The 10,861-nt window shown below is 60.7% G+C and carries 8 protein-coding genes and 2 pseudogenes; 2 read left to right on the top strand and 8 right to left on the bottom strand.

Annotated elements, in window-relative coordinates; all coding sequences use genetic code 11:
* Positions 1 to 365: 365 nt before the first annotated feature.
* Genes GSQ92_RS16710 through GSQ92_RS16690 form a run of 5 tightly spaced genes read right to left on the bottom strand, consistent with a single transcriptional unit; the run spans position 366 to position 8,495 of the window.
* Positions 366 to 1,985 carry a GMC oxidoreductase gene (locus GSQ92_RS16710; protein WP_216856858.1) on the bottom strand — a complete coding sequence of 540 codons (1,620 nt, stop codon included), beginning with the start codon at positions 1,983 to 1,985 and terminating at the stop codon, positions 366 to 368.
* Positions 1,978 to 2,313: a hypothetical protein gene (locus GSQ92_RS16705; protein WP_158802563.1), complete on the bottom strand. Its 336-nt coding sequence runs from the start codon at positions 2,311 to 2,313 to the stop codon at positions 1,978 to 1,980. Before GSQ92_RS16705 ends, GSQ92_RS16710 begins: the two co-directional genes overlap by 8 nt.
* A gap of 22 nt (positions 2,314 to 2,335) precedes the next feature.
* On the bottom strand, positions 2,336 to 3,658 hold the full coding sequence (locus GSQ92_RS16700; RefSeq protein ID WP_159013745.1) for a DegT/DnrJ/EryC1/StrS aminotransferase family protein: 1,323 nt from the start codon (positions 3,656 to 3,658) through the stop codon (positions 2,336 to 2,338).
* A 29-nt stretch (positions 3,659 to 3,687) separates the two neighbouring features.
* Positions 3,688 to 6,372 carry a sugar porter family MFS transporter gene (locus GSQ92_RS16695; protein ID WP_159013744.1) on the bottom strand — a complete coding sequence of 895 codons (2,685 nt, stop codon included), beginning with the start codon at positions 6,370 to 6,372 and terminating at the stop codon, positions 3,688 to 3,690.
* The gene (locus GSQ92_RS16690; protein ID WP_158802560.1) at positions 6,369 to 8,495 is read right to left on the bottom strand and encodes an HAD-IIB family hydrolase; all 2,127 of its coding nucleotides are present in this window, start codon (positions 8,493 to 8,495) and stop codon (positions 6,369 to 6,371) included. Before GSQ92_RS16690 ends, GSQ92_RS16695 begins: the two co-directional genes overlap by 4 nt.
* Positions 8,496 to 8,829: 334 nt before the next feature.
* Here GSQ92_RS16690 and GSQ92_RS31020 point away from each other — a divergent pair, with 334 nt between their 5' ends.
* A complete protein-coding gene (locus GSQ92_RS31020) occupies positions 8,830 to 9,189 on the top strand; it encodes a hypothetical protein (protein WP_254066634.1) in 360 nt (119 codons plus the stop codon).
* A gap of 12 nt (positions 9,190 to 9,201) precedes the next feature.
* On the opposite strand, the pseudogene GSQ92_RS31015 reads toward GSQ92_RS31020, so the two are convergent.
* Positions 9,202 to 9,348, bottom strand: a pseudogene (locus tag GSQ92_RS31015) (SDR family NAD(P)-dependent oxidoreductase); the annotation flags it as partial.
* 90 nt (positions 9,349 to 9,438) lie between these two features.
* Here GSQ92_RS31015 and GSQ92_RS16680 point away from each other — a divergent pair.
* The gene (locus tag GSQ92_RS16680) at positions 9,439 to 10,263 is read left to right on the top strand and encodes an IS5 family transposase (protein WP_159013743.1); all 825 of its coding nucleotides are present in this window, start codon (positions 9,439 to 9,441) and stop codon (positions 10,261 to 10,263) included.
* On the opposite strand, the gene GSQ92_RS16675 is transcribed toward GSQ92_RS16680, so the two are convergent.
* Together GSQ92_RS16675 and GSQ92_RS31750 are read right to left on the bottom strand one after the other, a co-directional pair.
* Entirely contained in the window at positions 10,249 to 10,551 is a 303-nt protein-coding gene (locus GSQ92_RS16675) for an SDR family NAD(P)-dependent oxidoreductase (RefSeq protein WP_159013742.1), read from the bottom strand. The genes GSQ92_RS16680 and GSQ92_RS16675 overlap by 15 nt on opposite strands.
* 104 nt (positions 10,552 to 10,655) lie before the next feature.
* Positions 10,656 to 10,861 (bottom strand): annotated as a pseudogene (locus GSQ92_RS31750) (IS6 family transposase); the annotation flags it as partial.

Genomic DNA, 10,861 nt, shown 5'->3' with positions numbered 1-10,861 from the left:
GCGTGCCTCATCAGCTCGGCTGGAAAACGATGGCGATAATGTGGGTCGGGCGGCTTCTTCATTCCTCCATCCTGGCGCCGGATCGGGCCGCCCGCCAGACCCGGTTACCGTGACAATGCCCTCCAGATCAAGCGCCGGCTCGTCTAGCGGCAGAAGTGCATATGCTGACAGCGGTGATCCCTTTTCTCACTGTGTCCGCGGAGGGACTTTGAATTCGGCGAGTGTAAGCCCCCGCGATGACGCATCGCAAACCTAATCGGCCGCCGGAACCGGCCAAATGATGCCAGCGCGCGAATCGGCGGACCGTGACCTATGCGCTGGTGTATTTGCGGTGCAAGGACGCCAAACATCCAGTCACGCCCGCGTCAAGCCCGGCCGTGTATTTCGCGGACGATATGGCCGCTCAGCCGATGCGCAAGCGCCATGATGGTCAGCGTCAGATGCTTCTCGGGCAGCGATGGAATCGCGCCCCCATCGCACACATATAAATTCTCGAAATCATGACTACGCAGATTCGCATCGACCACACCACTGTTCGGGTCCGCGGAGATCGCGCTTGTGCCCGCATAATGTATGCCGGTGCCGTTATTGGTGCTGCTCCCATGGATGATTGTCCCGGACGCGCCGCGCAGCACGCGCCTTCCCCAGGCTTCCATCGCCGCCATCATCTGATGCGCCTTCGGCGAGGCGGTAAAATCGACCTCCACCTGCGGAATGCCGAAACGGTCGCGCTTGGCACCGGGTTTCAGACGGTTGGCCGGATTCGGCTCGCCGGGGCAGAACAGGCCAATAGTAGCGTAGCTATTAAACATCAGCTTCGCCAAACGCACCTTAATGGCGGGCGGAAATTTCTTCAGCCCAGTCAGGTAGTGCGGGATATCAGGAATGCCTTGGCTGTCATGACCGATGAACGGAAATGTCGAGCCATCGGCTAGCGTTCCGCGACCCATCACGATCAAGGGATCACCATAGCCAACATCGAAATCACGCCGCTTCCCCCAAAGCCGCCACAAGGACGTCGATAGCACCGACTTTGGATTGTCCTGCAGTCGCCGTCCCAGTTGATCCGATCGATTGCCGAGCCCGCCCGGATCGCGCTCGGTCGCCGAATTGAATAGAATGCGTGGGCTCTCCACCGCACCGGCCGCCAGAACCACGATGGCAGCCGAAAGCCGATGGGTGCTGCCTGTTGCCGTATCGAGAAACTCGACGGCGGTCACGCGCTTGCCATCCGCACTGCTGATAAGCCGCGTCACCTTTGCATTCGGGCGCAAATGATAATTAGCGCGATTGGCAATGCGTGGCAGTAGCTTCGCGGGGAATTTGTAGACCGCCCCGACGGGACAGCCAAAGGCACAAGCGCCCGTCGAAATGCAGGAGGCGTGCGTGCCTTCCCGCGTGTTGATCGCCTTGCGATTAGGGATCGCGCGCGCGTCAGTATCCCCCAGCGCGACAACCGAGGCGGCAAGAAGGCGATCGACCGGCCGGAATGGCTTCGTTTCGATATAATCGCCATCGGGAAGATTCGGCAAATTCTCCTGTGTTCCACAAACCTCGGCCAGCCGTTCGACGGCGGTATAATGCGGCGCCAGGTCGCCGTAGCTGATCGGCCAGCTCGCAAAGTCATCGGCGGAGAATCGAAGGCTCACGCCGTTCCAAAGGTTCTGCAGCCCGCCGACAGCGAAGACCTGATATTGCAGGAAGCCATCGGGAGAACGCACAGCCGAAGCTTCACTCGTTGGGGCGAAAAGCGCGTTTCCGAAAAAGGCCTCATGAGGGTCGCTCGGCCATGTCGTATGCGGCCGGATCCCGAAATTCTTCACCGACCCAGGCGGGTCCTGGACGCGAAAATAATCCTCCGCGAGAAGCGGCCCCTGCTCCAATGACACGACCTTCAGACCGGCCATGGCGAGTTCATAGGCCAGCACGCCCCCGCCAGCCCCGGTTCCGACAACGCAGACGTCGCAAGCCTCGATTTCAACCACGGCGCACCCCCAGCGGCCATTCCCCGACCGAGGCCAGGAAACTCGGTGATGCGAATGCCAAATATTCCAGGAAGGACAGCAGGATACTCTCATCCGCACTCGGCCGTCGCAGCGAGAACCAGCGCCCTGACGGAATGCGCCCCTGTGCCGCGACACGCGTCAGAATGGCGTGGATCTGGTCATTCTGTAGCGCCACACGAACGACATCCTGCTCGATGTCACGCAAAAACCGCCGATAGGGACTAGCCGCGATCATGGCGCGAACCAGCGCCGCCTCCGCACTCTCCGAGGACCGGACGGGCGTGGCGACGAAACCCTCGACGCTCATGTGACAACGCCGCGCATCGGCGTCACAGGAACGCCTTCGCGACCTTGCGGAACGCGATGATGATATCGTTGACGTCCTCGTCGGTCAGGATCGAGCCGATCGACAGGATCATTCCGCGGGCATGGAACTCATCGCAGGCTGGCAGAGCCCCGACACCATATTCGTAGCCAGCCGCGAATGCATTGGCCGGATGGGTCCAGGGAAAGCCGTCCGTGCTATTTGATCTGCGATGTACCAGGCTCGGGATATTGGAATACCAATGGAGACCCCATTCGCGCATGGCGACGCATAGCAGGCTGCCTGACGGGCCACTAATGCCTTCAGCGCGTATGGCCTCGGCAAATCGAATTGACGTCTTTTCATCGCGGAGAAGCATGATCAGAAACGGCCCGGTATCGCCCGCCGGATCCCGCACATTGCGGAAGGCAAGTCCCGGAATTGCCTCCAGCTCAGTTCTTATAGTCCATTTTGCGTCATGCATCGCCTGCGTGATGCGCGGAAGTTTGCGAAACTGAGCCAGGACCATGGCGCCCGCAAGCTCCGACATGCGGGCACCGATGCCCCAGAGCTGGCAGGTTTCGTCCGAGGTATCGAGGCGTCCCTGAGAATTGCGGGCATAACCCAGATCATGTAGCGCGACGATCCGCCGGAACAGATCGGGGTCCTCGCAGACCATCATCCCACCATCGCCGGCGGTGATGTTTTTGTTGATCTGAAAGCTGAAAACACCGATGTCGCCGAACCGGCCCACGGCACGTCCGAACTGCGTACCGCCCGCGGCCTGGGCGCAGTCTTCGATCAGATACAGGCCACGCTGACGGCAGATCGCGGCGATTTCCTCGATCCGGCCAGGCGTTCCACTCATATGCACTATCAGGACAGCCCGCGTATGCGGCCCGACCTTGGCTTCGAGATCAACCGGGTCCATGCCGAAACTGTCGTCGATATCGACGAGCCGGGGGATCGCCCCTGCCCTGACAATTGCCGAAACACAGCTTACCCAAAGATAGCCGGGCAACAGTACCTCGTCGCCCGGCCCGATCCCGAGCGCGGAAATCGCGATGGACAGACCCGCGGTCGCGGAGGAAACCGCGAGTGCATGGCGATGGCCGAATGCCGCGCACCATTCCTGTTCCAGCGTATCGACCATATGCTGGAGGTCCGGACCGTAGAAGCGAAAAGGACTGCGAGCCGCAAGAACTATGTTGACGAGCTCGCGCTCCTCTTCTCCGATCCAGTTGGCGCCTGGCAGCTCCCAAGGCAGCGGCCTGGTGCGAACCGGCAGTCCGCCGTCGATCGCGAGGCGATTGGCGAATTCGCGTATTTCAGTCGGCGTCTCGGACATGTCCTAGACTCTCCTTTCCAAGGGCCACGTCACGGCGACGGAATCCCGATCTTCGCGTGTTTATCGGGTACCCGCCGATACCAGTATCGCGCGATATCCTCGAGACTGCGATCTTTCGTTTCCGGCAAAAAACGGAGGAGATAGAGCGCGCCGATGACGTCGATAATCGCGTAGGTCAAGAAGGTGAAATGCAAGCCCAACATGCTCAGCATTGCCGGAAAGGTCAGCGTGAACGCCAATGCGAAAAGACTGCGCATGCCATGCGAGAAACTGGTCGCGGGACCTCGAATGGCCTGCGGGTAGATCTCGGCGACGACGATCTCTCCCACCTGCCCAAGGGTCAGAGCGAAAACGCCAACAAATACTGCGAGCACGCCCACGAGTGCCCATCGCATCGCATCGCCGGAGGTGCCGGACATCCAGGTAAAGATCGTCATGAGACCAAGGCAGGCGGCCATGATGAAAAGTCCTGACACCACCATCGGCTTGCGACCAGCCTTGTCAATGACACTGAGAGAAACGAGCGTCATCACAAGGAAGACGATGCTCAGGCCCAAGGTGGCGATAAAGGAAACCGCCGTGTCCTCGAACCCGATCTCCATCAAGACCGTTGGCGCATAAAACAAAATCATATCCCAACCGCAGAAGACGATCAGGAACATCAGGACCAGACCGAGCATCAAGGCCGGCCGATGCGGCTTCGTCAGCATGCCGGGCCAGCCATCATCCGCTTCCGTCCCCTGGTCGCGCGAGGTCAGACTTGCCACCAGCCCATCGATATCCGGCTCATCGAGTCGCGCGAGAACGCGCCGCGCCGCGCGCATCCGGCCATTGGCGGCGAGCCATCGGGGCGATTCCGGCAGCGGCAAAAGAACCAAGCCATAGATCGTGCTCGGCACCGCGATGAAGGCAAACATGTAACGCCAGCCATCAGCCGTCGGATCGAAGGTGAGTCCGACGCAATAGGCGAGGATCGCGCCGATGCCGTAGGTGACGGCCTCGAAGGAGAGAAGTCGGCCTCTGATGGCGGTCGGCGCGATCTCGGCCACATAGATGCCAGTGGTGGGCGAGGCGATGCCAATCGCAAATCCCGTGACCGCACGGCCAACAAGCAGCCAGTAGAAGGAGGGCGCGATGGCCGAGCCAAAAGCGCCGGCGACGAACAGGGCCGCCGTCGACATCAGCACGTAGCGTCGGCCGAAGCGATCCGACAGACTTCCCGCGAGGAAGGACCCAGCCGCAAGACCGAGAACCAAGGCGCTCGGGATCATGCCCTGCTCCAGTGGCGAGAGGCTCCAGCTCTTGGCGATGAGAACCAGCGTGAGCGCCGTCACGGCGAAATTAAAGCCGATCAGCGAACCGCCCGTGGTGACAAGAGTTGTCACCGCATAATGCACGAACCGGCTATCTCGAATCAGCGCGGCGGCCTCCCTGCCCCGCTTGTCGATCGCGGCCAAGGTGAGACCCCGATTTTCCGGCAGCCTTGCTCGGAAATAGAAGAAGCCGGCAATCGCGATGACCATGTAAAAGACAAACACACCCGCAATCGCGATATGTCCGCCGAGCAAGAGCCCCATCGGCGAGGCAAGACCGTCAAACAACCAGTGGGACGCGGCGGCAAAGCCGATCGCCAGGCCGCGCAGACCGATGGGAAAGGACTCGGAGAGGATAACCCATGGAACCGGGCCGATGCCCAAAGCAAATCCGCCGACGAAAACAAAACAGCCGGCGGCCGCTATCATGCCGCCGATTTGCACGCCGCTGGATGTGAGGATCATGCCGAACGCCACGACAAGAAGGCCCGCCGCGGACGCGACGAAACTGAACAGCAGAAGCGGCCGACGCCCCACTCTGTCGATGAGCGCGATGGCCACCGCCGACATGGCGACATTGACAATCGCGAATGGCAAGGCATCGCCCGGACGGAAGCCGAGCCCGAAACTGAAATCCAAATCCGACAGGATCGTGGACGCGAAATAGAGAACGGCATTGATGCCGACGAATTGCTGGAAGAAGAAGAGCGCTACGCAGAGAAAAAGACCACGCCGTCCAGCCAGGGAGAATAAGGTCTGGAGCGCATCTCCTCGCTTCGACGTCCCGTCCCCGAGCAATGACAATGCCGGGTTCTCTTGCCCGTCCTCCAATTCTAGCCACAGCGGCGATTCATCGAGCAGAAGAGCCGCTCCGCTCAACAGAATTCCCAATACGGCGCCGACGCCCAGCGTATATCGCCATCCCTCGGGAAAAGCGTGAAACATGTTGCGCAGGACATAGGCTGAGAACAAGCCGAGCGCTATCGCCAGTTGGAAGGTTGCGACAAACGCGCCGCGTGAGCGCGGTGGGGCAAGTTCCGCTATATAGAGAGGCGCCGCCACGGAAATCGCGCCCACAGCCAAGCCAACCACAAGCCGCGCGACGAATAATGCATCCAGCGACGGCGCCAGGGCGCTGGAAAATGCCCCTAAGGTAAAAAGCGCCGCGGTCGCCATGATCACATCGCGGCGGCCGATCGTGTCACTCAGCTTGCCCCCCGCCAGGGAGCCGATCAATGCGCCGATGAGCGTCGCTGTACTGAGAAGAAGCAGGGAATCGTTCGAGAAATATGAGAGGTCGCGCGCGTCGTTCAGGCCGCCGCCGGCGACGCCCGTCTCATAGCCGAATAATAGCCCTCCGAGAGCCGCGACCGCTACAAGCCGGGAGGCGGTTCGCGTCATAGCGAACCCGCCATCGCCTCCTGATCATCGCTCGCAGCGGCCAATCTCGCCGAAGCGGCGCTGTTCGTCCGGAAATGCGTGACGCCATCGACAACACCTCGCGCGTGCCGGCGGGGTGCGATGAAGCAATGGCTCAGGGCCTCATGGCTGCCGAGACCGTCGCGGAAGTTCGCGACGATGATGGAATTCGGCATGGTCCGGAGCATCTCGATATCATTGCCGGAATCCCCCGCGACAAAAATACGCGCATTCGCCAAGCCGAGCCGCTTGCCTACGAATTCGACGGCCGTTCCCTTCGACGCGCGCCTGGGCAATACATCCAGGTAGCGATTATGACTGAAGGCGACGGAAGCGGACAGATTGTGGGCCTGCAGGGCCTCCTCCACGCGCGCCTTGAAGTCGCCCTTGCCGTGCGCGATGTAGCTGAGCTTGAAACGTCGCTGTTCGAGTGGTGACTGCGGCCTTAGCCCAGGTATGTCCTGCAGCGCGTCGATAATCTGCTCACGCTCCCAATTCTCGGAGATCCAATCTGCCCATTCGAGATCGGGCACATAGGATGGATGATCCGGCTGTCGGTAGTAGATCTCCGAGCCGACGCTCGTGATCATGATGTCCGGCAGAGGGGCTTCTTCCTGCTCCAAAACCGAGAGTGCGCTGTGCAGGCTGCGCCCGGATGCGATGGCGAAGCCTAGCTTGTGCTGCGTCCCAAACCATTCGCTGAATTCAGCAAGCGCCGGCCGCGAACCGAGAAGGGTATTGTCGATATCGCAGACGAGCAACTCGCGCGGCGCGGGCTGCTGCTGACCTTCCTGCTTGATCACCGCCCCCAGCAGCCGATGGTAGCGATTGGCGTGAGAGCGCCAGTCGAAACGGCGAACCGCACGAAAGCCCTCGCTTGAATAATCCTGCCACAAAGCCTCGTCATTGAGGATTCGCAGCGCGGAGGCGGCGATCTCTCCGGGATCGTTCGGATCGACAAGCTCGCCGTTCTGGCAAATTTCGACGATGTCATTGGGGCCGCCGCTGTCGGTCGCGATAATCGGCAATCCAACCGCCGCGGCCTCAAGCAGGGTGAGGCCGAAAGGTTCGTTGAGAGCGGGATTGACGAAGATGCCACGACGATACCAGGCATAGGCATATATTGCCGGAACATCGGCCGGCTGATGGCTCTTTGGCAGAGCGACCTTGCCGTAAAGATCATAGAGATCGATGAGGTAGAGTATGTCCTTCAGAATTCCGGCACTCTCCGGCTCAAGATCGTTCAGATCGTCGCGATTGCCGACAAAGATAACCAGATTGGCTTTTTCCTGAAGAGCTTTCGACTCGCCAAATGCGTGCAGCAGAGCAGCGATATTCTTCTTCACGACCGGCCGCGCGAGGGTGAGCAAGGGCGGCTTATCGTGATTGACGAGAAAGCGGTTGATCATCTTGTCGACGGACAGATTGGGCATAGCCGTGCGAAATGTCGTGAGTTCCGCGCCGGGTGGAATGATACGGATATGTCCTGGGCGGTAAGCCTCGTAATCGGCATATTGGTTCTCGGCCTCATCGCGTGAGCTTGCGATAATGAGCGAGGCGCCGGCGACCGCCCGTTCTTCCGTCTTGATTCGGATATCCGTCGCTGATTCAGAGTCCGGATGCGCAACGCCGCCGCTATCGAGAAACGCCTTGCGTTTGACGCGACCTAACGAATGCGCCACGAAAACGTAGGGAATGCCAAGCTTTCCCCGAACGATATCGGCGACCACGCCCGCATCAGCGTAGTGCGCGTGGATGATGGCGGGCCGCACTGGCTGCTGTTCAATCCAGTCTATCAGCGCTTCCGCGTAGGACGGCACCTCCCGCCACAGATCCTCCTTCGGGAGATAGCCCGGATCGACGGTTCTGAAGCGGACGATCTCGACCTTGTCTGACATGCGATCGCTGGGCGCCGCGTAATCCGGTCCGAATTCACTATCGAATGCCCGCGTCGCCACCACGATCCGATCGATATCGGCGGATTTCTGCGAAGCCTCGACCAGGCCGAGAAGATAGCGGATATGCCCCCCTGTATCGACATTGACGCCGTATTCGATGTCAGTGGCCCGAAGGCATCCCTGGAGGGCGATATGCAATACGAACATTGTCAAACCTGATGGTAGGGACTTGTGATTCCGAAATCGTCGTGTTCCGGTTGGGAGCCGCGAGCGAATTCTGCGGGAAAACTTAGGTCAAGGCTGGATGATCCATTGCTGCCTCCTGAACCGGCCTAGACGACCGTCCCTCGATTATGCGTAACCGCACCAAGCCGCCCGTAGCTCGGTCATAAAAGGCGTACACGGAGGAGTGTCACGACGCGCGAGTGTCGCGGTTTAAGGTTCATGATCGCATGCAGCCCGACGCAACTCGGTTAGCAGCACCCGGCACTGTAGCGCAACGATTTTGGTCGGAATTTCCTGGAAAAATAATGGAATTCCAATGGCTGAGCACCACGGGGCGGCGAAGCTTGCCCGCCTGATCTCGACGGCGCAGCCTTCGGCGCAGCTCGGGCACGTCAATCGGCTTGGTCTTCTTGGCGAGTCTGCCCTCCGCAGCCGCGCAGAGGCACGCAGCAAGGTCGGCTTGGAGCTTGTCGATTTTGACGCTTATGCGCGTGAAGGCATCCTTGCCGAGCGGCAGCCTGAGCGGCGGTGTGGCGGAGTCGGCTGCGGCCAAGAGGACATCGATAGCGCGATACGGGTCGCCAGGCTGTTGCCCATCGTTGGTCCGGCCGAAGTCACGCGTCCTGCCGCTCGTCTCATCATACGCGGCGATGCGGCGGGCCGCGGTCGCAATTGATCGACCGAGGAAGTCTGTCCGGAAGGCACCCGGTTCGACGATGATGACGGCGATACCAAACGGTGCGACTTCCTCGGCGAGCGCCTCGGAGAAACCTTCGACCGCAAACTTGGTCGCATTGTAGAGGCCGAAGTCCTGCCGACCGGTAATCCCACCAATGGACGATCAGAGCGAAACGGGTTTGGATGGGTTGGCTGGTCGGGGCGGATGTGATTCCAAGCAGGTGTTCGAAGCCTTGCTGGAGCTCACATGTGGACCCCGACCAACCGAGCGCAATATAAGCGCACGGGCCTAGGCTATGGAAGCAGCCTGACCAACGATGAGTGGGCTCTTTTGGAGCCGCTTCTGCCGCCGCCATGCCGATGCGGCCGAAAGCGGAAATGGCCCATGCGCCTGATTGTCGAGGCAATGTTCTACATCCTGCGCGCCGGCTGTGCGTGGGACATGCTCCCTCGCGAGTTTCCTCCACTTTCGACCGTCTATCGCTGGTTCGCCCGGTTCCGCGACAGCGGAACGTGGGAAATAATCAGCCATTACCTGGTCATCCGTGACCGCGAACGGGTGGGTCGGGCCGCCAGTCCGACCGCCGGCGTGCTCGATAACCAAAGCGTCAAGACCGCTGAGGCTGGCGGCCCGCGCGGCTACGACGCGGGCAAGAAGGTGAAAGGGCGCAAGCGCCACGCGCTTGTCGACACAGACGGGCGTGCGCTGAAGCTACAGGTGCGGCCCGCCGACGTCCAAGACCGTGACGGCGCAGTAACTCTGCTACGTTCCTCGCGTCGGTCGTTCCCGTTCCTCGAAAAGGTATTTGCTGACAGCGGCTATGCCGGCGAGCGTGTAGCCAGTGCAACGCGAATCACGGTCGAGATCGTCCGCAAAGCCGTCGACCAAGTTGGGTTCACGGTGCACAAACGCCGCTGGGGCGTCGAGCGCTTCTTCGCTTGGCTCGGCCGCAACCGCCGCTTCTACCGCGACGTGGAACGGCTCATCTCCTCCGCGGAAGCCTTCCTCTACGCAGCATCAGCCATCATCCTGATCCGGCGCATGGGACGTTGCCTATCAGATTCGGAATGAACTCTCAGTTTCCTCGATGGCGCCGATCAAGCCGAAGCCCGCATTGTTGACGAGAACGTCCAGCCCACCGAACATCGTCTCCGCTTTGGCGACGGCAGCTTCGGCTTTGCCCTTGCGCGTGACATTCAGCGGCATCGCGGCGGCGCTTTCAGGGTAATGCCGGACGAAGTCAGCGATGGTGGCGACGTTGCGCGCGGTGGCGACGAGTTTATCCCCGCGGGCCAGGACGGCCTCTGCGAATACGCGGCCGAAGCCGGTAGAGCAGCCGGTAATAAGCCAAGTCTTCATTATTAGCTGGATCCCTGTCTGTTTGGCGGATACAGGTCAGCGGGGCATTGTCACATTAATTGGAAGAGGACGCGTTTGAACGAAGCGCGCGGACTGAAAGCCGATCATGCCGCATTCCGCGCATAGGTCTCCTCCTGCCAAACCTCGAAAGTCAAGGAACGCATCATCCGATAGCTGCGTGCCGTCAGCAGATGGCGTCGTGGTCGAAAGTGGCCGTAGATGAAGGCGTGAGCCGAGAGGAACCGCTGAGCCTGCCGCGGCGATTTGAAGCGCTGCATTTCCCGTTCGCGGCGCCGGGTCGCGCGATGCG

The organism is Acidisoma sp. S159 (genome assembly GCF_009766125.1).
Taxonomy (GTDB): Bacteria; Pseudomonadota; Alphaproteobacteria; order Acetobacterales; family Acetobacteraceae; genus Acidisoma.
This window is presented reverse-complemented; position numbering and strand designations above follow the sequence as displayed.

Excerpts from the sequence above, each read along its gene's own strand:
- GSQ92_RS16690 (WP_158802560.1), bottom strand. The coding sequence starts at position 8,495 with ATGTTCGTATTGCATATCGCCCTCCAGGGATGCCTTCGGGCCACTGAC.
- GSQ92_RS31020 (WP_254066634.1), top strand. The coding sequence starts at position 8,830 with ATGGCTGAGCACCACGGGGCGGCGAAGCTTGCCCGCCTGATCTCGACG.
- GSQ92_RS16695 (WP_159013744.1), bottom strand. The coding sequence starts at position 6,372 with ATGACGCGAACCGCCTCCCGGCTTGTAGCGGTCGCGGCTCTCGGAGGG.
- GSQ92_RS16675 (WP_159013742.1), bottom strand. The coding sequence starts at position 10,551 with ATGAAGACTTGGCTTATTACCGGCTGCTCTACCGGCTTCGGCCGCGTA.
- GSQ92_RS16680 (WP_159013743.1), top strand. The coding sequence starts at position 9,439 with ATGTGGACCCCGACCAACCGAGCGCAATATAAGCGCACGGGCCTAGGC.
- GSQ92_RS16705 (WP_158802563.1), bottom strand. The coding sequence starts at position 2,313 with ATGAGCGTCGAGGGTTTCGTCGCCACGCCCGTCCGGTCCTCGGAGAGT.
- GSQ92_RS16700 (WP_159013745.1), bottom strand. The coding sequence starts at position 3,658 with ATGTCCGAGACGCCGACTGAAATACGCGAATTCGCCAATCGCCTCGCG.